This is a genomic window from Nakamurella sp. GG22, from assembly GCF_052976845.2.
Genome location: NZ_JBRIIO020000015.1, coordinates 108,968 through 131,578 on the forward strand (window position 1 = coordinate 108,968; position 22,611 = coordinate 131,578).

Below are 22,611 nucleotides of genomic sequence, written 5' to 3' on the forward strand. Positions count from 1 at the left end.
GCCCGACCGACCGGCTACTACTGGCGATCACCACGCGGCGGGCTCCGGCGCATCTCGGTCTATGCAGGGGTGTCACGTCCAAACCGCTCCGTTCACCCGCACCGTGCCCCGACCACGAGACGCGCATCCCGCCCACACCGTCGGATCCGGCCACTCCTGACAGCGCCAGGCCGGCGCAGGCGGCCGCTAGTACTTCCGGGGGTCAACCGCCTGCGGTTAGCGACCGGATGCTGTGCTCAGCCAGGTGACAAGCATCGTCCTTCTGACACAGTTCAGCGTGCACCTCACGGACAGAACCGAAATGACGACAGGTATCGAAAGGGCTCCGACAGGCCCGGGTCGCAGGACACCCCTCGTACCTGCTGAGTCCTGCTTAACCTATTGGCATGCCTCACACCGACCCCGGGATCGTTTTGGGAGACTAGTGGACAGGTCAAACCACCATCCTCGTCCTGGAGCTGAACCATCAACAACGTACGCTGGACAGACTCGACCGGTTGGCAGCGAACGAGGTCGCGCCGTCAGCTTACGACTTCTGTACGGACGGCAAGGCTGTCACGGCGACCTAGCGACGGGAACCCACGAAGGGTGTAGATGAACGACACTCGAAAGATCACACTGAGCGAGCTTGAGGCCTTCTTGTTCAAGGCCGCAGACATGCTACGTGGAAAGATGGATGCGTCAGAGTTTAAGGAATTTATCTTCGGGATGCTCTTTCTAAAAAGGCTGTCCGATGAGTTTGACCGCAAACGAGAGCAATTGCGAACACGAGAGTTCGCTCACCTAAAGGGGAGGCGTGAACTCGTAGACGAGTTGCTGGAAGATCGAACCTCCTACGGCGAGACTTTCTTCGTCCCGGTCCGGGCCCGTTGGCATCAGAGCTGGACCGACGAGAACGGCGAGGCAGTCCCCGCACTTAAGGACCTGAAGCACGACATCGGTAGCATGTTGAATAAGGCGATTGCCGCCATCGAAGATGAGAATGATTCGCTGTCCGGTGTTCTTAAGAACAATATTGACTTTAACGCAGTCAAGGGAAAGACCAGGATCGCAGATCAGAAGTGGAAAGACCTACTAGATCATTTTAACCAACCCAAGTTTGTCTTGATCAATGATAACTTCGAGTTCCCCGACTTGTTAGGTGCGGCATACGAGTATCTAATTAAGTACTTTGCCGACAGTGCCGGAAAGAAGGGTGGCGAGTTCTACACGCCGGCCGAGGTTGTTAGGCTCCTAGTACAAATAACAAAGCCCCAAAGCGGCCACGAAATCTACGATCCCACAGCGGGATCCGGCGGCTTTCTAATCCAGGCGCACCAGTATGTCGAAGAGCAGGGCCAAGACGCCGATAACCTTGCCTTGTATGGACAAGACTCGAATGGCACCGTCTGGTCGATTTGCAACATGAATATGATCCTGCACAACATCACACGGTTCACGATAGAGAACGGGGATACTCTGGAGGATCCGCTTATATTAGACAAAGGGGAGATCCGAAAATTCGACACAGTTCTCGCTAATCCACCTTTCTCGCAAAATTATAGCCGGAGTAACCTAACGTTTCCCGAAAGATTCTTCGAATGGTGCCCGGAGACGGGAAAGAAGGCTGACCTGATGTTCGTCCAGCATATGCTCGCCAGCCTCAAGACGACGGGCCACATGGCTACCGTGATGCCCCACGGTGTGCTGTTTAGAGGTGGCAAAGAAAAAGTAGTCCGCGAGCGATTGATCGAAGACGATGTATTGGAAGCTGTAATTAGCCTACCGCAGGCACTTTTCTATGGCACCGGCATAACGGCGTGCGTCCTGGTCTGCAATAAGAACAAACCTGACGAGTTGCGCAACAAGGTCTTCTTCGTCAACGCAGACCGCGAGTATGCGGAAGGTAAGAACCAAAACAAGCTCCGACCTGAAGACATCGAGAAGATTGATTTCGCATTCACGACCAAGCGAGAAATCCCGCGGTATTCGCGACTTGTCGATAGAGCGGAGATCGCCGACGCTCAGGACTACAATCTTAACGTCAGCCGCTATGTGGACAACACTCCCGACCCTGAAGCGCATGACGTCCTAGCCCACCTAGTTGGTGGCGTTCCCATCCAAGAAGTCACAGCTCAGCTCAGCAACTTTACTAGGTTCGGTGTTAACTCGGACGATTTCTTTCGCCCGCTGCGTAGCGACTATTTCGCCTTCCAGGCACGAATCGCCTCAAAGCCTGCGTTAGGGTCGGCGCTCGAGGATGATCCCGCGGTACGCAAGGCCATAAGCGCCCACCACACGGCACTGAAGGAATGGTGGTCGGTCGCCCGTGACGACTTCGCCGGGCTGCAGCATAGCAAGAAGATGCCCGATGTCAGACAGGAATTGCTGGACACGTTGAAGGACAAGTTAATCCCATTGCTCGTCCTCGATGAATTCAAAAGTGCTGGAGTTTTCGTCAACTGGTGGCAGCAAATCCGCTACGATTTGAAGACGATAGTCTCGATTGGGTGGCACCACAGTCTAATCCCAGACGACTACCTAATTGACGAGTTCTTTCAAGCAGAGGCCGATGCGATCGCATCATTGCGGATTGCAGTTGCCGATGCTGACGCAGCGCTCATAGGAGCGGTCGAGCAGGCCGAAGAATTCATGGGATACGATAACGACGGTGACGAGCGGACCAGCCCTGCTTTGATAAAGCGCGAACTGGCGGCGCTGATTTATGACCTGAAGGGTGCCACTGGACAATCAGCGGCGAAAGAGAGCGAGCATCTGCTCGAACACCTTAACGCGATCAAATCGATCGAAAATGCGATCAAACAGTCCAAGGCAGACCTAAAGGAACGGCGAATCGCCCTTGCATTTCGCCTGCAACTTAAACGACTGGGCGCCGAAGAACTAAACTCGGAGACTCTTGAGCTTATGGAGCAAATAGAGTCGCGCGTGGCAGCCCTCGGCTCGCGTGAGGGATCAAACAAGCGATCCATCGCGCGCCTACTGAACGATAAAGCGGCCCTTGAAAAACGAATATCAACAACGCAAGCGATTCTGGTCGAGATAGGCGGCTGTCTTACAGAAGATCAAGCACGGCAACTCATCCTAAAGAAGATCTACGATGTTGCGGACGCCGAATTGAATCGTTATGTGAATACAGAACGGCGCGGCCTTAACCACGTCTTCGAGAGGCTGTGGGACAAGTATGCAGTCTCGAGCCGAGAGCTCGAACAGATAAGAGCGACGACCATGGGCGGGCTGGCCGAGATCTTCTCACAGCGCTGGCTCACCGACGGCACCTCTCCGTTAGCCGGATCCGGTCCTTGGAAGAATAAGCGTCTCCACGACATAGCGACCATCAATTATGGTCGGAACCCCGCAAATATTCTCGCTCCTGACGGCCGGTACCCTGTCTACGGCACGTCCGGAACTGAACGTCTCGGAAGAGACTACCTTTACGACGGCGAGTCCATTATTCTAGGGAGAAAGGGAAGCATCGGTCGTGTGCAGTTCGCAACAGGCAAGTTCTGGGTTATTGACACCGCCTACTACTTGAGTGACTTTCGTGAGGCTATACCGCGATGGCTCTACTACTTCCTGAGCACGATCAACTTCCATCGCCTCAATGAGGCAACGGGCGTGCCCAGTCTATCCCGCGACCTCCTATACATGATCGATATTCCAACGCCCTCGATTCCCGAGCAGAAAAAGATCGTCGAAATACTGTCCGCCGCCGAATCAGGCGTTGGAGGAACGGAGGCGTTGGTCGCTAAGCAACAATGCATCACAGTCGGCCTAATGCAACACCTGCTCGCTGATAGAGCGTCTTGACGGTGCTGTGCGAGAATCCAAGCTAGTCCGAACATTGGGGAGTAGCCGGCTATGAGCGTTAAGGAAACCAGCGTCAACATTAGGCTGGACGAGCGAAATCACGTCGAGAAGCCAATGCTCGAGCAGCTTGCTGAGCTCGGCTGGGAGGTAATCGACCTCAGTGCATCTCAACGTCCTGCCGACAGCCAACGCGAAAGCTTCGCGCAGGTGGTCATGCTTCCAGTCGTACGACAGCAGATCAAGCTGATCAACCCGTGGCTGGAGGACGATCAGGTCGAGGATGTGGTAAGACAGCTAACGGCAGACTTTTCGAGTTCGACATTGATAGACAACAACCGTCACGTCTTCCAGCTTCTCACGGAAAACATTAGCGTTGGCGTGAACCGCCAGACAGGAGAAAGAAGTCCAACGGTCAAGATCGTTGATTTTGCTCGGCTAGCGTCAAACAGCTTCATTGCCGTGTGCCAGTTTAAGGTTCGTGTACTTGGAACCGAGCACCACATTATTCCGGACGTGGTGCTGTTCCTTAACGGATTACCCATCGTCATTGTTGAGTGTAAGTCGCCGAAAGTTAAGGATGCGATTCCTGAAGCGATCGACCAGCTTCTGCGTTATAGCGAGCAACGCGGTGCAAAGGGTGAGGGTAGCGCTCCGCTCTTCTACTTCAACCAATTCCTGGTTGTGACGTCTCGACAGGTCGCGAAATTCGGGACCATCACGACCCACACGGAGAAGCACTTTTACCGGTGGGCTGACCCATACCCGAGAACGATCAATGAACTAGCGCACGGCGCAAGCGGTCCAAACGACCAGCAACGCCTAGTTGCAGGGATGCTCGACCGCCAGAACTTGCTTGATCTTATTCGAACATTCATCTTGTTCTCCACAAGTGATGACGGTAAAAGCATAAAGATTGTCGGTCGATATCAGCAGTTCAGGGCGGTTAAGCTGGCCGTAAAGCGACTAGTTGAGGGTGGCAATCCCCGCGAGCGCAGCGGCATCATTTGGCACACGCAGGGTTCTGGCAAGTCCCTAACCATGATGTTTATGGTTCGGGAAATGTACCAGCATGCGAAGCTGTCAAACTGGAAAGTGGTCTTCGTCACGGACAGAACTCAATTGGAAGAGCAGCTCTCCGATACTAGCAGGAGTTTAGGCTTCACGATCAAGGTCGCCGATAGCATCAATCGGCTAAAGGAACTCCTTCGTTCCGACACCTCGGACCTGGTGATGGCGATGATTCACAAGTTTCGAGAGGTCGAATTGAAAGAGACCTTCCCGGAGTTGAACTCAAGCGCCAATATTCTAGTAATGACGGACGAGGCGCATCGATCGCAGTATAACTTGCTCGGCGCAAATTTTGATAGGGGCTTGCCGAACGCCGCAAAGATCGGCTACACGGGCACCCCCATCGATAAGACAGAGCGAGTCTTCGGGGACTATATCGACAAGTATACGATGCGGCAGTCGATTGACGATGGCGTGACACTAGAAATCGTGTACGAAGGTCGGACGCATAACGCAGAGGTGCCAGACCAGGAGGCTATGGATGGTGACTTCGAAGATGTATTCAGCGACTATAATCTCCAAGAACGGCTGCAAATTTTAGGCTATGGCTCCCGTGTTGCCTATTTGGAAGCTGAATCGACGATCGAGGCCAAGGCGAAGGATATGGTGCACCATTATCTAGCACACGTATATCCTAACGGCTACAAGGCACAGGTTGTCGCGATATCGCGCGAGGCGGCGGTCCGCTACAAAAAGCACATTGACAGTGCATTGCATGATGAAGTGGCGTTGCTGGAGATTGCAAATCCGCAAAACGTCGACGTAGGGCGGTTGAGGGCAATGCAGACGGATGTCATAATTTCTGGAAGACACAATGACTTGCCGCATTTGCGGGAATATTCTCATCGTTCGCAGCACGCCCGGAGCATCCAAAGCTTCAAAATGCCTTTTGACGGAGCCAATGATGCTGTTACCGGCGACGTCGGTATTTTAATCGTCAACAATATGCTGCTAACCGGGTTCGATGCTCCGGTTGAGCAGGTAATGTATCTGGACAAGGTGGTGATCGCGCATAATTTGCTCCAGGCCATAGCTCGAGTGAACCGAGTTGGTGGTCAGTCGAAGGATAAGGGTTTTGTAGTTGATTACGTTGGAATCGGTCATCATTTGAAGCGGGCGATCGATTCATATGATGAGCGTGAGCAAAAGGAGGTTCTAGATGCACTCAGCTTCCCCGAAGCCGAAATCCGTCAACTCGAGGCAAATCACTCGGCAATAATGGCCCTGCTTGCTGACCAGAACCTTACGGATCTGCACGATCTCGATGCGTTTTTCGATGTGTTCTACGATGAGGACCTTAGGTTCGACTTCGTCTTGGCATTTCAAAGGCTGACGAAAAGCCTTAATGTTGTCTTCCCCTCGAGGGAGGCGTTACGATATATACAGAGTTACGAAATGCTGAGCGAGATCAACGCGCTCGCCTGTCAGCATTTTCGAGACGATCGCATGAGCATGAAGGGTATTCCTCCGAAGTTGAGGTCGATCGTAGATGCTCATCTATCGTCTCGGGGTATTGATGTCAAGGTTCCGCCAATGTCCATTCTGGACGAAGACTTTGGCGTCGGCGTTGCAAAACGTGACCGGCCGAAGAATAAGGCCGCGGAGATTGAACATGCCATTCGACATCACCTCGATGTGGAGCTGAACTCTGATCCTGACCTTCAAGCCTCCTTTGCGCGGGCGTTGGCGGGTATTTTCGAGCAGTTCCGAGATAATTGGGAGATGATTTACCGGGAGTTAGAGAAGCTGCGCAATCGCATCGTGGAGGCGGATAAAGAGCCGACATTCGGACTTCATCGCAAGAAGCAAATGCCGTTTTTCCGGAGCCTAAAACAAGTGATCTACGGCGATGGTGCTGTCTCAGATGACGAGATTTCGTCCTTAGTGGACCTGACTCAGCAGATCTATCTGGCAATCGAACTTGAACTAGGATTGACTGGGTTTTGGGAGAGTATTCCTGCGCGCAACAAACTGAGGGCTGATATTCAGCGTGTGCTGCTCTCGGAACAGTTTGTCGATATGCCCGGGATGCCGGATAAGCGGATGAGGATCATTGCCCGAGTAATGGAGATCGCTGAGGCGAATAGTGATATTATCCGGTATGCAGCCTGATATGAATGAACAATACGAGGTAAGGTACTCGGAGCGAAGGTCACTTCGGATAACGGTGGAACGAGATGGTCGTATTGTTGTTAGGGCGCCAGCAGGTACAGCCAGGAAAGATGTCGATGACCTGGTGCGTGCACGGCAACGCTGGATTCGAGACAAGGTTGGGCACCCGCAGAAGTACCCAGCTCAGCGGCACGCGCCAGGCAAGGAGATGGTCGCCGGCGAGTCGATGTTATTTCTGGGTGAGGAGTATCGTGTCGAGGTCGTTGAATCCTCGTCCGTAGGCATTGAGTTTGATCATAAGTTCATAGTGCCTCGCAGGCTGGTTGAGAGTGCAGGTCATGAATTTCGCAAATGGTACATAGCAGCTGCCCGTCGTGAAATGGTCCCGCGTGCTGTAGGGCGAGCGGAACAGATGGGGGTAGAACCGGGCCGTATATCGATTGTTGACCTGCGCTATCGATGGGGTTCATGCAGTCGTTCTGGAGCCGTTCGTTTCAATTGGAGGCTGATCAAGGCGCCTATGAGCGTGGTGGACTATGTCATTGTTCACGAAATGGCTCATTTGCTCGAGCCCAGTCACAGTGAACGTTTTTGGTCGATCGTCCGTTCACAGATTCCACGGGCAGATCGATCTCGGGTTTGGTTGAAAGAGAACGGCCGACTACTGGAGCAGGACTTGTAGTCGACCATGAGGTTGCGGGCAGGTGCAAAACGGTGTGCGCAGCGAATTTGGCATCTGCGGTTCCTCTCGGTCTCGCGCTCCTGGCCTATCTCTCCTTCAGTTGTCGTCGGCTGTGCTCCAGACGCACCATGGGGTGTTCCGTGCTTAAACGCCCGGCTGACATCGGCCCTGCAGGGCCCTGCCACAGAGGGATCTGGATGCTGAACTGGGGCGTGTGTGGCGACGTGGTGGTAGGGGTTTGGATGGTGGGCATGGCTTGAAGGAGTAAGGAAACTTCTCACGACCCGGGCCAAGACAGGGCTGTCCTGTAGCGGGTGATGCTTAACAGTCTTGTACCAGCTGATGCTTAACACCTGGCCGTGATCGGCCCCGTCCTGAGGGCGATGCTCGTGGGCATCGTCGTGCTCGGGAGGCCGGGAATGGCTCTGGTTGTCTTGTCGAAGGTTGAGCAGCGGCTGGACGCGGTCCGCGCGGTGTTGGGCGGGGCCACGGTCACCGAAGTCGCGGCCGCGGTCGGGGTGTCCCGGGTGAGCGTGCATGCATGGCTGCAGCGGTATCTGACCGAGGGCGTGACCGGTCTGGCGGACCGCTCGCACCGGCCCCGGTCGTGTCCTCATCAGGCCAGCGACGACGTGGCAGTGCGGGTGGCCGAGATACGGCGGACCCACCCCCGATGGGGCGCCAAGCGGATCCGCATGGAACTGCTGAAGAAGCCCGGCGCACTGACCGTCCCGTCGACGGCGACGATCAACCGGATCCTGATCCGACATGGCCTGGTCACGCCGAGGAAGCGGAAACGGCCACGGAACTCCTACCAACGGTGGGAACGGCCTGGGCCGATGCAACTGTGGCAGCTGGACATCGTCGGCGGCGTATGGCTGGTCGACATCGCCACCGGAGCGCTCCGCGAGGTGAAGGTGGTGACCGGGGTGGACGACCACTCCCGGTTCTGCGTGACGGCGTCGGTGGTGGAGCGGGCCACCGGCCGGGCGGTGTGTCTGGCGCTGGCCGGGGCGCTGGCCCGGTTCGGTGTGCCGGACGAGATCTTGACCGACAACGGCAAGCAGTTCACCGGCCGGTTCAGCAGGGGCGGCGAGGTGCTGTTCGACAAGATCTGCCGGCACAACGGGATCATCCACCGATTGACCCAGCCGGCGTCGCCGACCACGACCGGCAAGATCGAACGCTTCCACCTCACGCTGCGGCGGGAACTGCTCGATGATCACGACCCGTTTGAGTCGCTGGGCGCGGCGCAGGCCGCCGTCGACAAGTTCGTCCGGGAATACAACGCCGACCGACCCCACCAAGCGCTGGATGATCAGCGGCCGGTCAGCCCGGCGGACCGCTTCACTCCGACCGGCGATGCGGAGCGAGAGTTGTTGCCGCTCTGGCTGCCCCCGACGCTCGTTGCGTCGCAGGGTACTTCGGACGAACCAGCCAGCAACGCCGACGAAAAGGCCGAGCTGGGAACGGGTTCGGGCACCACGGCCGGCTACCCGGGTGGAGCGGTGGAATTCGACCGGGTCGTCCCGCCGGCCGGGAACCTGCAACTCGCCGGCCGGCAGCTCTGGCTCGGACCCACTCGGTCCGGTCAGGTCGTCCGGTTCTGGGCCGACACCGACCTGATCCATCTGTTCATCGGCGGGACCCGGATCAAAACGGTGCGCTCGCACCTGACCGTGACCGACCTGGCCCGGCTGGTCGCCGCGGGTGCCGTGGCCGCCGGCCCGTCCCCGCTGCCACCGATCGAACCCGGCGATGCCGTCGAGGTCGAGCGGGTCGTCTCCCGTGCCGGCACCGTCGTCCTCGGTGGCCACGTCATCCTCGCCGCGGAGATCCTCAGCGGACGCCGCCTCGGGATCCGCATCGAACGCGACACCCTGATGTTCTTCGACCTGGACAGTCGCGAGCTGCTGCGGGTGCGGCCGAACCCGCTCAGCCACGACAAGATCATCCGACTCCGCGGGAACCGGCCGGCCGGCCCACCACCCCGACCCTCCACCGAACCGGTTCGGGTCCAGCGCCGCGTCTCGAGCACCGGCGTGATCATGGTGTGCAGCCAGAAGGTTTCGCTCGGCCGGACTCATCAGCACGAAACCGTGACGGTCCACGTCTCCGACACCACCCTGGCGATAGAACTCGATGACGGCGAAACCCGCGTGATCCGCCGGACTACGACACTGCCCGTCCGTAACATCAAGGCCGACCGACCACGATCGGTCGCACCCCAAGTTGTCTAGGCCCGGTGTAAAGGATCACCTGGCACAGAACCGTTAACTATCTCCTGATCCAAGGCAGGGCCAAGACAGGGCCAAGACAAGCGGATCATAAAGCGACCGTCGGTGGTTCGGTGGACTGAGACCCGTCGCGCGTCGGACTTGCCTACTCAAGCAGGTCATCGATGTTGGGGTGACGTCGCCGAGCGGTGGCCCGTTGGTCGACGGCCGCCGTCCGTGCGGCTGCCGCAGCAGCGGCCCTGTCAGCGGCGATCCTGGCCGGGAGGTAATGCTCCAGAGAGCGGAGCCAGTTCTGGGACTGATCCTGGACAACATCGGCGCCGGGTGTTTGGCGGTTCAGCGCTGATGAGGAGAGCAACGTGACGATGTGGGCGCGTGCGACTGATAGTGCGGCTTCCTGTTCCGAATGCTGATGTGCGTCGGTAACCGTTGCTACTGCGTCTGCCGCCGCTCTGGTGGCCCGTGCCTCTGCGTCGACGGCGAGCTGGACGAGTCGCTCCGCAACGACGCGTCTTTGGTCGTCGTTTTCATTCGCTGATTCGGCGTTGAGGTCGGCGAGGATGGCCGGTGCCAGGTCGTGGCGGAGTTCGGCGGCTTGAAGGATCTCCTCGACGATGTGTTCCGTGGCTTGGCGGGCGATGTCGCGGTATCGGCGATGCGATTCCGAGTTCTTGTGGTCCTGCCACAGGCTGTCGATCGCGCTTGCGGTGTTTCTGGTCGGCTCGGGTTCGGGTTGGTGGCGTGTGGCTGTGCATCCGGTAATGGCGGTGGCTTCGCGAAGTCGGTTGATGGTGGCGTCTTTGCGTTGGTCCCAATCGAGGCCGATCATGCCGACGCCGGCGTCGGGGTGGCGGGTGAGCTGCCATCCGGTCCAGAGGTGCCCGATGTCCTCGCGGATGCCGGGGTGGGTGAACCAGCAGGGTGGGATGACGGTTGCTGGGATCCGGTATGTGGCGCGGAGCCAGGTGATCCAGTCGGCGAGTCCGGAGAGGCGGCTTGCGTAGTTGGTGGGGTCGAGGTCGTCCCAGCACACCACCATGGGGATCGGTGGTGTGCTGGGCTGGCCCCCGAACATCGCCGGGTCGAAGGCCGGTTGGGTCACCGGGCCGCTCCGAGGGAGGACCGCGCGCGTGCCCGACTCGAGTCGACTCCGACGTCAGGTGCTAGCTGAACCGCCTCGAGCCGGCGGGCCTGCTGGTCCTCCCATGCCTGGCGGGTCTCGGCGACGGCGTTGGCCAGCCCGATGAGATGGTTGCGGACCTGGTCGCCGAGGTGCTCGTAGTCGCCGGCGCGGTCGGGGTCCGGGGTTCGATCCCCGGCGGCGACCATCCCGATCTTGGTTGCATCGAGCGTTTGCTGCGCGCCGCTTCCGCCGGGGGATTCGCACATGAACACGTAGCTGGACGGGCCGATGTCGCCGGGCACGCGCAGCACGGTAATGGTGGTGCCGGCGAAAGCGGCTTCGATGACGACCATGTCGTCCCCGCGGTCGTGCTCCCGAACGGTGTCGGGCCGCAGGGCCGCCTCGAGGTCGGCCCCTTCCTGTGTGCGGTCCGAGGCATGGTCGCGGTGCGTGATCGAGCCCGTTTCGATGGATTTGTCGAGGACCAACCGGACCTGGCGTGCGAGTTTGGCCTGTGTCGTGGGGAGTTCGTTGCGCTCACCGTGATTTCGGCTCATGGCCGGCGCGGGCTCGATTGCTACGAGATCGGCCTGAACCGCTTCTGTGCGTGCTTGGTCGGCGTCCTTGTCGTTCCGGTCTCGCGCGACCGGCTGCGACCGGTTTGGGTGGGTGTCGGAATTGTCGGCCCGGTGAGCGTGAGCGAGCTGCTCGGCCTCTCGGGTGATGACGACAGACGGGTCGAAGGTTGCGGCCCACCAGCGGTAGGCCTCGAACGCGGCCTGGTCCGGGGTTGCCCATCCGGCCTTTCGGCGCATGTACAGCCCGACGGCTCTTTCGGTCTCGTCGGCGCGGAGTCGGTAGTCCTCGCGGAGCGACTGGGTCACGTGGGCTGCGAACTGGCGGTTCCGTTCGTGGTCGACGCCGTTCACGGGGGCCGGGGTCACAGCGAGCGTCCGTTCGTGGGGGCTTGCTCCGGGAGAGGGGACGGCGCGACGCCGGCGGTTGCCGCTGCCATTGGCACGCTGGTCGGGGCGGGTTCGTTGGCGACGGGGACGTCACGACCGTTCTCTCGGATGACGGAGACGACTTGGCTGACCCTGGCGGTGCGGGTGTGGTGGTCCATGTCCGCCGGGAGGTTCCAGCTGGTGGTCGCGGGCGCCCAGCGGAAGCCATGGTCCTTGAGGGTGCGGTGCAGGGCGGTGGCGGTCCGGCCAACGCCGACGACCATGGTCGCTTCAGCGGTGTGGTAGATGGTCGGCGTGGTGTCCTGGTTGGCGTCCCTTCCGGTGCGGTCGCCGGGGACCTCGTCGTTGTTCAGGGTGACGGTGCGGGCGTAGACCTTGATGACGGCGCCGGTGGAGCCGTCGCGGCGGTCGAACAGTTCCAGTTCGGGGCGTCCTTCGACGGTGACCCGGTCGCCCTTGTGCAGGTTGTCGCCGGCGTCCTCGGCGGCCTGGCCGAAGAGGGTGACGTTGAAGTACTGCGGGTCGGTGGAGATCCACTCGCCGTTGCGCTTGACCCGCTCGTGGCTGGCGACCCGCAGGTGCGCCCAGCTGGTACCGGTGTTGCTGATACCGAAGTCGGGGTCGGCGCTGAGATTGCCGTCGATGGTGATGCGTGTAGCCATGGGAAGCTCCCATTCTCGTGGGTGTGCGATTGGCGGGCCGGGGCCATTCGTCATGCGGTTAGAACTCCCGCCGGCACCTCGCTGGCGCCATCCACAGATGCCTCACGGTGGAGGGAGCTAATTCCCCGCAGCGGGCGCCGACCAGAGGGGCTGGCTGCCGGCGTGCGGCTACAGGTGCCTGTCTCGCGCCGCGGTGAGTTGCCCAAATTCTTCGGCAGCGTTGGCCGGTGGTTTTCTGGCGGCCTGGTTCAGGATGGCCGACAGCCGTTGGTGGTCGGCGTGGTGGCGTCGATCAGCACATTGGTCGGGGCGGGGACCCAAAGGAGCGTCGCCGGAGATTTCCCACCGTTCCCGGAACGCGGCAATCATTTGCAGCATCGGACCGGCATCATTCTTCGGCAATTGCATGACCGATTTGGCCCAGGCCGGCGCGGATTCGATGGCGGCGTCGGCGAGGGACTCGGCTCGCTGTTCGACGAGTCGGTATCGCTTCCGCAGTGCGTCAATCATTTCCGGGTCCGACAATCCGATAGTGGCGTCGGCAATGATGCCCGCCACCATTTCCGGGCGACCATTCAGGGAACGGGTCTGTACGTCGGTCCGAATGGCCTTGGCGAGGTGTTTCGCCGTCATTGCTGCGAATGGTCGGGCCTGGATGATCCGAGGGAGTTCCTTCGCGATGTCCATGCCGGCGGTGTGGGCGTGGCGGATGGCGAGGACGAGGTCGGGGAGATCATCGGAATCCAGGAGTGACCTGGTGGCCGGCTTGTCCCCGAGAACAGCCAGGAGGAGTTCGGCGGCGGCGATCTCGTGGGCGTAGGCGGCGATGGTGTCGGCTTCGTCGGCCAGCTGCCTGATCGACACCACTCGGTCCTGTTCCGCCCGAATGGCCTCGTGCGCGGACGTGTCGGCCGCGGTGTGGGAAGTGATCGCTTGGGCGACCTGCTCGGTGGTCCAGGAGTCCTGATCGGCGGCCCCGCCGATGGGGTGGTCGGTGATTCCGCGGACCGTGCTGTCGGGGTCGAGGACGAGGTAGGCGGTGTTGCTGTAGCGGCCGCGGGTCATCGCGACGTAGAACGCTTCGCGGGGGGTCAGGGCATCGGCCAGCACATGGCTGGTGTCCACGGTGATGCCCTGGGCGCGGTGGGCGGTGGTCGCGTACCCGAGGTCGACATGGTCGCGGACGTAGGCGGCGGTCAGCGTGACCGGCACGGTGCCCGGCCGATCCGAGGTGAGGAGGCGGACGGTGAGTGAGCCGTCGCGGTGGGCGCGTTCGACCCGCCAACGTTGACCGTTGCGGACGAACCCGTCTCCAGGCAGCCGCGACTTTAGGGTGCCGTCGGGTTGGGCGCGGTTGATGCGTCGGGTGACGATGACATCGCCGCGGCCGATGGACAGGCCGTTACGGACCGGCGCGGTTGCGCTGTCGTCGACTTGCCCGGCACTGACGAGGTCGGCTCGGGCGCGCTGGTTGAGTTCGACGACGGTGTCGTTGTCGGCTGCGATCAGGACGCTGGTCAGGCCGGCGTGGGTGTCGGCCAGCCAGTCGATGTAGGCGTTGTCGGCCATCTGGTCGGCTTCCCCGGATCGGATCCGGTCGTGCTCGGCGTAGTCGTCGAGGGCGGTGTGGTCGCCCAGGCGAAGCCGGTCGGCGGCCTGTTCCTCCCAGGTGCGGCGGGTGCCGTCGGGTTCGACGAACCGGCGGACCTGAGTCAACGTGGGCGGATCCGGCCGGCTCGCGCAGAGCAGTCCGAACGCCCCGCCGGCCTGCACGGCGGAGAGTTGGCAGGGGTCGCCGACCAAGAGGAGCTTGGCGCCGGCCTGGCTGGCTTGCCGGGCGAGGTCGGCCAAGGTAAAGGTGTCGGTCATGCCGGCCTCGTCGACGATCAGCAGTTGGCCCGGCCGCAGCCGCCACCGTTCGTATTCCGCCCGAGCGATGCCGAGCGTCTGCCGCAGTTGGTCGGCGCTGGCGTCGTCGCCGGCCCGGTCGACCGCCTTCTGCAGGTCGCGGATCCGTTGAGAACGGCGGTCCCGCAGGTCCTGCTGTGCGATCCACTGCGCGGTGTTGTCCGTGACGATGCCCAGGTCCTGAGCCAGCACCTGCGCGGCGATCGCCGACGGAGCCAATCCGACGACGGTGCCGGGGCCGTGCTCCGCCTCCCACATCGCCCGCACGCCGGCCATGGCCGTTGTCTTCCCGGCACCGGCCGGCCCTACCAGCACGTCCACAACCCGGCCGGACGTGACGATCCCCGCGGCGGCCGGCGCCTGGTCCTCGACGGCCAACGCATCCCCACGGTCGGGCAACGGTTCGTGGGCGATGCGGTCGGCGCGGTCCGGGTCGACCGCCGGGCCGGTGCGATCGTCCGCCAGCCGGAGCAGGTCATCCTCGGTTTGCAGCACGCGGGCGGAGGTGAACACCTCGGCTGGGGTGAACGGGTTCGCCCCGTCCGTTTCCCGGAGCACGCCCGGGACCGGGGCGACCTCCGGTGGGTTCAGGGAGATTGACAACCGTTCGGCCGCGCCCACGACCCGATCCCGCACGGCGACCGCGTCGCCGACGGTCTCGTACTGGTGGTTTCGCCGGGCGAGCCGGCGGATCGTCTCGGCGGTCAGGTTCCACCGGGTCCAGGTCGCACGCGCGGTGGCGACCGCGTCGACGACCTCGGTGGCGATCGCGGCGACCTCGTTGTCGGGCACGTCCGCGGAGCGCAACAGCGCGGGCCGCGCGGCGGCCCCGGTACCGGCGACGGCGGCGGCCCAGGCCGCGGGATCGTCGTCAAGGACGTGAGCGGCGGTGGTCTGCCAGTGCCGGACGGACTCGGCCAGGTTCGGGGCCTTCTTGGCGTCGCGGGTGGACAGGGTCAGGTGTTGGCGAATCCGATTGACCGCGTTCGCCGATGGTCGGGTTCCGGTGCGGAGCACCTGCTCGGCGATTGCGGAGTCGACCGCGGCTTCTATGTCGGCGGAGCGCTGGGAGTAGGCGGCGATCAGCGCGTCCGGGACCGGGGCCAGTTCCCGTCCGGCGCGTCGGTTGTTGCCCTGCTGTCGTTCGCGGTGATTCCAGGTCAGGCCGGTGCGGCGGGTGATCCTGTCGGCCAGTAGCAGGTTGTAGGTCTCGGAGTAGGCGACCGCGGCCTTGTGCAGGGTGGCCGAGTCCACGGTGCGCCAGCGGCCGTCCGGTCCCTGGACCCGGTTCGCCACGGTGACATGGGTGTGTAATTGGGGGTCCCCTTTGCGGGAGTCCCAGTGGTCGAACGCGGCCGCGACCAGCCCCGTGGCGCGGACGCGGCGCACCCCGTTGGTGCCCATCCGGGTGAACGCTGCCTCGGACTCGATCCGCTCGAATGTCGCGGCCAGGGCCGCTCGGTGGGCCAGGTACAGCTGTTCCTGCATCGGGGCCGGCGCAAGGGCCCACAGCGCGGACACCGACTTCGGGACGCTGAACGTCAGGTCGAACCCGGCCACTGCCGTCCGAGTCTTGGTCTGCTTTTCCTCGGCGACGATCTTCTCGATCAACGCCGCCCGCGTCTCCGTGGTCAGCGTGTCCGGGAGCTTTCCGACGCGGCGGTCGATCCGCTCCTGCCGGGTCGGGTACCGGGCTGCAGGTCGTCCCAGTTGCCGGCCGTCGAAGGGGCTGCGCGACTGCTCGAACAATTCTCGCAGCTGCTGTTCGGTCACCTCGGACCCGACCATGTGCTCCGCGCCGAGCGCAGCAAGGCCGGAGCCCAGCCAGGTGCCGGGCGGGTAACCCTCGGCGGTGAAGTAGCGGGTCAGCGGAGACGCCCCCGAGTCCGCGGCCCGGCCGTCGCCGGCGGCGACATGGTCGACCAGATAGTCGACCGACGCCATCCGCGACAGACTCATCACCACCCACGCTCGTGCGGCTCCCAGCGGTGAGCTACCTGATCTTGGATCGGTGCCGCGAGGCGCAAATGCCAGAGGTGTATAGGCAGTAATGATCTTGGTCGGGGCTACCGTTGTCAGGTGGCATCGCTGACTGATGATTTGAGACTTGAGGGTTGCCAGCGACGCCGGATCCAGCTGTCGCGGGTGGAGCGGCGCGGGGTTCTCGGGTGCCGTCGGCTCAATGTCGTTCGAGCACCAGTTGAGGCACCGCTGGCGACGAGTGGTGTGTCGTTGCTCGGGACGGGGAGTGGTATTCCGTCTTCGTCGGGCCGCCCGTGGAGCCCTGGTCGAACTTGTACTCGTGGGTTGTCATTGCGGAGGAGGCGTCCGTGCCAAGATCGCCGGGGGCATCGGTCCGCGACGCCGGGGCCATCCGCACACCGAAGCGTCGGCGGGCAGGAGACGGCTCCGAGGCCGTCGGGCACAGGCTCGACCACGACCGCGCGCTGACCCAGGCGGAGCGTCCGCACTCGGCGTGGTCGGTGGCACGCTCGGAGCGGGCCGAGCGGGTCGACGTCCGCGACTTGGTGCTGGCGGGCCTGGCCATCGGCGGCCGGATCGGTGGGGTCTGTGCCATCCGCTGGCGCGACGTCACCATCCGCCGTGGGCAGGGCGAGAACGGCAGTTCCCTCTTGACCGGGCCCGTCTCGCTGGCTGCCACGGTGGACCTAGAGGCCTGCTGGGGGAGATCGTTCGGCATGAGTCCAATACCAAACCCAGCATCCGCCCAGTGCCGCTGCTGCCCCGCGTCGTTTCGCTCGTGGCCCGTCGCGCTGACGCTGCTGGCGTGGTCGATATGGCTACCGACGAACGGCCGGTCTTCCCCAACCCTGGCCGCTGGGGCCAGTGCGACAGTCGGCGGGACCGCTCCAATACTGCGGCGATCTTGCGCTCCGAGTTCGATTCGGCCGGCTACCAGTGGCTCAGCCACCACGGTCTCCGCCGCGCGGCTGTGACAGCGCTAGCGGACCACTTGCCGATCCGCGCGGTTGCCGACTACGCGGGCCCCAAGCATCCGCACCACGCTGGACACCTACATCGGTCCGGGCCGCCGTATCGGCCGATGTCGCGAAGTATCTGTGACCGGGCCGTAGCGACCCGGGTGGTCTAACGCGCGATTCGCTATGGCACCCTGGCCCAGCCGACCGTAAGGTTCGTTGTAGCACGGCGCGTGCTACAACATTGGCGATCCACTTACCAGACGCTGGGGGGCGATCATGGGCACCGTTACCGACTTGCTCGACCGTGACGTCTACCTGATGCCAGACGTCGATCAGATCTTGGGTCTGACAGCTGGTACGGGACGCCGTTGGATCGACGGATATGAACGCAGGGGCGTGAACTACCCCCCGATCATCCGAACACGGCCTACTGGCCGATCGGCCGTCACCTGGGGCGAGTTTGTCGAGGCGCGCCTGCTGGCCTCATACCGTGACCGAGACAAGATCTCGCTTCCACATCTCCGCTCCTACATGGCTGCCCTCAGGCAGCGATTCGGGACGCGATACCCGCTGGCTCACGCCGAGCCCTACCTGACCGTGCAGGGTCGCGCACTGGTGCTGCAGATCCAGCGTGAGTTGGACCTCGATCGGAATCTCATGTTGTTCGAGGACATCACCTCTGGTCAGCAGGGTTTCACCGCTGCCGCTTCCGAGTTCGTCGACTCGGTCGAGTTCGCCGACAATGTCGTTTCCAGCTTGCGACCGAACGTCCGGTTGCATGACGTCGTGGTCAACCCTGATCTCCGCTTCGGTGAACCGCAGATCGGTGGAATCTCAACCTCTGCAGTTGCGGAGGTGTACCGCGGCGGCGACACCTTCGATCAGATCGTTGACTGGTACGAATTGACTCCGGATCAGCTCAGCCAAGCCTTGGAGTTCGAGGGAATCACCAAAGCATCCTGACATCGGCGGGTGGGGGGCAACGCAGGTTGGCAGGAGTAGACGAGCCCATTCGGTTCTTCATTGACGAATCACTCATGGGCCTGGCGAAGGCGCTGCCGATACTGCGGCCCGACACGACAGGGTGTGGTCACCCACGGGGTGGGCACGGCATCATCCCGAGCACATTGGACCCGGAGTGGATCCCAGTCGTGGCCAAATACGATTGGATAGCTATCGGTGCTGACAAGAAGCTCCGGACGAGACCGGGCGAGTCCAATCTGGTACGCGCTCACGGCCTCCGTGTGATCCGGCTAGCCCCGAAGAGGTCTTTGAGCAACTGGGCTTACCTGAAGATGCTAATGAACAGGTGGGACGACATCGAGGCCTTCGTTGCGGACCGGACACTAGGGCCGTGGTTCCTTCGCGTGAGGCTTAACGACGTCACCGAGATGGACATCGGCGACTAGCGTGAGCACACGAGCTCCGTGTTGCCAGGAACAGACGTGCTCGGTATTGCCCTGTCGAACTCGGGGAAGCGAGCGGTGCACAAGACCGCATGGCCCCGGACGGCCCCGACGTCACATGAGGCGGGGCCGTTCTCTGTGTCATCGAGCCCGCCAGCGAGCACCCCACAAACCACCCCACAAACTCGTGAGACCCAATGAGCCGAGAGGGACCGTTGGCCGGGATCCGCTGTACCTGAATACGTGTAATGCGACTGGATGAATCTACATTAGGGTGATTCCCGGAATGAGAAGGTCTGGGGTTCGATTCCCCACAGCGGCTCCACACAGCGTCTGTTGCTCCGCTACAGCGTCTGTTGCTCCGCCGGATCGTGATGTTCGGCATTCGGTTGATGCCGGACAGTTCGGCTGATGGGTGACAGCTACTTCGGCTGATCGGTGACAGTCCCGAGTTCATCCGGGAGTTGGTCCGGGCCCGCCTACGCTGGCGTCAATGCGCTCCGTTCCCGGGTGGATCTGGCCCAACATCACCATGCTGGCCCTGGTCGGCGGGTACGTGTGGTGGCGGCTGGTCAAGGGCACCACCCGTCCGCGGACCACCGCACGACGTGCCTGGACCGTCGTGATCGTCGCGGTGACGGCCCTGGGACCCCTCGCGTTGATCGCGCAGTACGCACTGCCGATCGCCGCGCAGCGGGTGCTGATCGGGCCCATCGGCTGGACCTGCTACGGCCTGCTGATCTTCCTCGCGACGGCGACGGTGCTGACCGAACCGGTGCGGATCTGGTGGTGGTGGCAACGCTGCCGCCCTCAGCGGGCAACCGTTTCCGAGAGCGAGGCGACGCACGCCGGATCGCCGCAGACCACTCCGCACATGGGAACGCAGAGCGCCCCCGCGGCGAATGAACCAGCGGCGCATGAACCAGCGCCGCAGACCCACTCGACGACCACTGTCACAACGGCGCCACCCGACCCGGATCGCCGGCTGTTCCTGCAGCGGGCCCTTGCCGTCGGCATCGGCGCGGTCGCCACCATCACGACGGGCATCGCGGCCCGATCGGCCCTGGGCGGTCCCGCGGTCCGGACGGCCACCATCGCACTGCCAAACATCCCGGCCGAAGCGGTGGGCATGCGCGTCGCCCTGATCAGCGACCTGCATCTGGGCAGCGTGCTCGGGGCCGACTTCTGCAGGTCCGTCGTCGAACTCGTCAACGCGCAACAGCCCGACGTCATCTGCCTGATCGGTGACCTGTCCGACGGTTCGGTCGCCGAGCTCGGGGAGGAGCTGCGGCCGTTGGCGGATCTGCGCGCGCCGGAGGGCGTCTTCGTCGTCACCGGCAACCACGAGTTCTATTTCGACCCGGACGGCTGGATCGCGTTCCTGCCGCAGCTCGGCATGCGGTTGCTGGCCAACGAGGGGGAGCCGGTGCGCGGGTTGTTGCTGGCCGGTGTCCACGACATCGCCGGACGGCCGACCGGACGCGGACCCGACATGGACGCGGCACTGACGACCCGGGCGCCTGACCAGCCCGTCATCATGATGAGCCACTCGCCGAACCTGGTCGATGACGCCGCTGACCGCCAGGTGGATCTGATGGTGTCCGGGCACACCCACGGCGGGCAGTTCTTCCCGGGCACGCTGGCCGTTGCTGCCACGTCCAAGGCTGTGTCGGGCTACTACTCCTTCGGACCCACCCAGTTGTTCATCACCAACGGCGCAGGATTCTGGGGACCGATTGCCCGGCTCGGCGCGCCGCCGGACATCACGATGCTCACGCTGGTCGCGCCGGGGACGTCCGCGCCGGCCGCCAGCTGAGCGCACCGATCTCCGCTGAGCGCACCGACCTTCAGCTGAGCTCACCGACCGTCAGCCCAGCGCTGGGACGATCGAGCCCTCGACGAACTGCACGAATGCATCGGCTTCGAACCCGGCCGGATCGTTGATGCACGCCACGACGACCACCATGTCCAGGTCAGGGACCACCTCGATGAGCTGACCGGCGTATCCCACGGCGGCGAAGGCCGGATGCCCGCCGGCATCCATCGCCCGCCACTGGTAGCCGTAGCCCGGCCAGGTGGAGTCCCCGGTGTCCACATGCTGGGCGGTGGACGTCGCGACCCAGTCCGCGGGGACAACCCGGCGCCCCTGCCAGGAACCACCGGCCAGGTACAGCTGCCCGAGCTTGACCATGTCGGTCGGCGTCATCGCGATGTCGCTGCCGCCGAAATGAAGGCCCGTCGGATCGGTCCCCCAGGCGAAGCCCTGTGGCCACGGGTCCGGGTCACCGACAAACGCAGCCGGCTCGCGAGCCGATTCGGTGTCGATCCCGAGAGGGTCGAAGAGCTTCTCCCTGGCGTAGTCGAGGACCGTTCGGCCGGTTGCCTGCGTGATGACGGCGGACAGGAGGTGCGACCCGGCACTGGCGTAGGACCAGGCGGTTCCGGCCGGTTGCTCCAAGGGTGTGCTCACAACGGTGCTGATCCAGTCGTCGCTCTCGGGCCACCGGTCATCGCTGCCGTCGCCGACGATCCCACCGGTCATGGTCAGGATCTGCTCGAGCGTGACGGCCGCGACCTCCGGCAGCATGACGTCGCGGTAGCGGGGAAGCAGCTCACCGAGCGTGGCGTCGACTCCCGGGATCGATCCCTCGTCGATGGCGATGCCGATCAACGCGGACATCACGCTCTTGGTGACCGAGTAGACGTTTCCGGTGACGTCCGGTCCGCCGTTCGCACCGTAGTGCTCGACGACCGGCTTCCCGTCCACGTCAACGATCACGGCCTTGATCAGCCTGTCGTAACGGTCCCCCGGGCTGAGGAAGAGCTCGACCTGACGGTCGACTTCCAGCACCTGTGCCGCCGTGACGGTGGTATCGGACGCAGCGGTGCCGGCGACTGCAGAGGTAGTGGCGACCGCGGCAGGGCTCGCCAGCGGGGCGGTGCTGGAAGTTGTGGCAGGGCTGGCGACTGCGGCGGGGCTGGGGGCAGCGGTGCTGCTCGGGCCGGACGTGCTGTCTGCCGACGGGTCCGACTGACACCCTGCGGTGCCGAGCACAGCGACACTCAGGAGAGCGATCCACCTACCTCGGAACCTCGGTCGGTAGAGCGCGCCGCCCCTGGAGAACGAGGTGCGCCGGCCGTAGCCCGACCGGTGCGACGTTGCGTGTCCGTCCATCTCCCACCACCACCCTAAGTAGAGTAAAGACTAGGGCATGGATGAGTGGACCGGAAGCCCCAAAGCTGCGATCAGCGGGGTCTTCAATCTCCGTTCCTTGCGTCAGTTGGTGGAGCAGGTCGCCCGGTACTCCTGCGCGCCGAAGTTGGCCTGCCATGCGTCAGCCGTCAGATCTCGTCCGGCGCGGCCAACAGCTCGCGGCCCCGGTCGAGCAACCGCTGGAACTGCTGCGTGTCGATGTCATCGGCCGGAGACACTCGGCGCCTCGGCGATCGAGACCGTCGCAATCGCAGGACGCAGCCCTGCACCACCTTCTGCCATGACGCCGGCGGATCGTCGGGCCACAGGGCGTCCGCGAGTGACGCGGCGCTGACCACCTCCCCGGGGTGCAGCGCCAACGCCGTCACGACCACCCGATCCCTCGGCGACAACCCCACGGTGTCGCCGTTGATCGCCAGTGGACCCAGAAGAGCGATCCCGGGCGTGGTCATTCACGCAGTCTCGACCTGCGGTGATGAGCGGTC

General features: G+C 62.8%; 14 protein-coding genes. 8 read left to right on the forward strand and 6 right to left on the reverse strand.

Features of this window, described 5'->3' with window-relative positions; genetic code table 11:
* Window positions 1-594: 594 nt before the first annotated feature.
* The 4 genes from ACVBEQ_RS16220 (at window position 595) to ACVBEQ_RS16235 (ending at window position 9,909) form a co-directional block, all read left to right on the forward strand.
* Window positions 595-3,807: a type I restriction-modification system subunit M gene (locus ACVBEQ_RS16220; protein WP_447154340.1), complete on the forward strand. Its 3,213-nt coding sequence runs from the start codon at window positions 595-597 to the stop codon at window positions 3,805-3,807.
* A 51-nt stretch (window positions 3,808-3,858) separates the two neighbouring features.
* Window positions 3,859-6,987 (forward strand): type I restriction endonuclease subunit R, encoded by a 3,129-nt coding sequence (locus ACVBEQ_RS16225; protein ID WP_447154341.1) that lies wholly within the window; start codon window positions 3,859-3,861, stop codon window positions 6,985-6,987.
* Between the two features lies 1 nt (window position 6,988).
* Window positions 6,989-7,669, forward strand: coding sequence for a M48 family metallopeptidase (locus ACVBEQ_RS16230; protein ID WP_447154342.1), 681 nt, complete (start codon window positions 6,989-6,991; stop codon window positions 7,667-7,669).
* 419 nt (window positions 7,670-8,088) lie between these two features.
* Complete coding sequence (locus tag ACVBEQ_RS16235) at window positions 8,089-9,909, forward strand: IS481 family transposase (protein WP_447153353.1); 1,821 nt, start codon at window positions 8,089-8,091, stop codon at window positions 9,907-9,909.
* A 142-nt stretch (window positions 9,910-10,051) separates the two neighbouring features.
* Here the strand turns inward: ACVBEQ_RS16235 and ACVBEQ_RS16240 are convergent, their stop codons facing one another.
* The 4 genes from ACVBEQ_RS16240 to mobF all read right to left on the reverse strand — a co-directional run bounded on the left by ACVBEQ_RS16240 (window position 10,052) and on the right by mobF (window position 16,523).
* Complete coding sequence (locus ACVBEQ_RS16240; protein WP_447154343.1) at window positions 10,052-11,008, reverse strand: hypothetical protein; 957 nt, start codon at window positions 11,006-11,008, stop codon at window positions 10,052-10,054.
* Window positions 11,005-11,973, reverse strand: a complete 969-nt coding sequence (locus ACVBEQ_RS16245; protein ID WP_447154344.1) for a hypothetical protein — start codon at window positions 11,971-11,973, stop codon at window positions 11,005-11,007. Before ACVBEQ_RS16245 ends, ACVBEQ_RS16240 begins: the two co-directional genes overlap by 4 nt.
* Complete coding sequence (locus ACVBEQ_RS16250; protein WP_447154345.1) at window positions 11,970-12,656, reverse strand: single-stranded DNA-binding protein; 687 nt, start codon at window positions 12,654-12,656, stop codon at window positions 11,970-11,972. Before ACVBEQ_RS16250 ends, ACVBEQ_RS16245 begins: the two co-directional genes overlap by 4 nt.
* Before the next feature lie 168 nt (window positions 12,657-12,824).
* Entirely contained in the window at window positions 12,825-16,523 is a 3,699-nt protein-coding gene (gene mobF / locus ACVBEQ_RS16255) for a MobF family relaxase (protein ID WP_447154346.1), read from the reverse strand.
* Window positions 16,524-18,037: 1,514 nt separating this feature from the next.
* On the opposite strand from mobF, the gene ACVBEQ_RS16260 reads away from it, so the two are divergent.
* The 3 genes from ACVBEQ_RS16260 to ACVBEQ_RS16270 all read left to right on the forward strand — a co-directional run bounded on the left by ACVBEQ_RS16260 (window position 18,038) and on the right by ACVBEQ_RS16270 (window position 20,728).
* Window positions 18,038-18,469: a DUF433 domain-containing protein gene (locus tag ACVBEQ_RS16260; protein WP_447154347.1), complete on the forward strand. Its 432-nt coding sequence runs from the start codon at window positions 18,038-18,040 to the stop codon at window positions 18,467-18,469.
* Window positions 18,470-18,495: 26 nt separating this feature from the next.
* Window positions 18,496-18,915: a PIN-like domain-containing protein gene (locus ACVBEQ_RS16265; protein WP_447154348.1), complete on the forward strand. Its 420-nt coding sequence runs from the start codon at window positions 18,496-18,498 to the stop codon at window positions 18,913-18,915.
* 490 nt (window positions 18,916-19,405) lie between these two features.
* Window positions 19,406-20,728, forward strand: a complete 1,323-nt coding sequence (locus ACVBEQ_RS16270; RefSeq protein WP_447154349.1) for a metallophosphoesterase — start codon at window positions 19,406-19,408, stop codon at window positions 20,726-20,728.
* A gap of 51 nt (window positions 20,729-20,779) precedes the next feature.
* On the opposite strand, the gene ACVBEQ_RS16275 is transcribed toward ACVBEQ_RS16270, so the two are convergent.
* Window positions 20,780-21,763, reverse strand: coding sequence for a serine hydrolase domain-containing protein (locus ACVBEQ_RS16275; RefSeq protein ID WP_447154350.1), 984 nt, complete (start codon window positions 21,761-21,763; stop codon window positions 20,780-20,782).
* Window positions 21,764-21,773: 10 nt separating this feature from the next.
* Between ACVBEQ_RS16275 and ACVBEQ_RS16280 the strand changes: the two genes are divergently transcribed.
* Window positions 21,774-21,947, forward strand: coding sequence for a hypothetical protein (locus ACVBEQ_RS16280; RefSeq protein ID WP_447154351.1), 174 nt, complete (start codon window positions 21,774-21,776; stop codon window positions 21,945-21,947).
* Between the two features lie 307 nt (window positions 21,948-22,254).
* Here the strand turns inward: ACVBEQ_RS16280 and ACVBEQ_RS16285 are convergent, their stop codons facing one another.
* Entirely contained in the window at window positions 22,255-22,578 is a 324-nt protein-coding gene (locus tag ACVBEQ_RS16285; RefSeq protein ID WP_447154352.1) for an AfsR/SARP family transcriptional regulator, read from the reverse strand.
* Window positions 22,579-22,611: the final 33 nt, after the last annotated feature.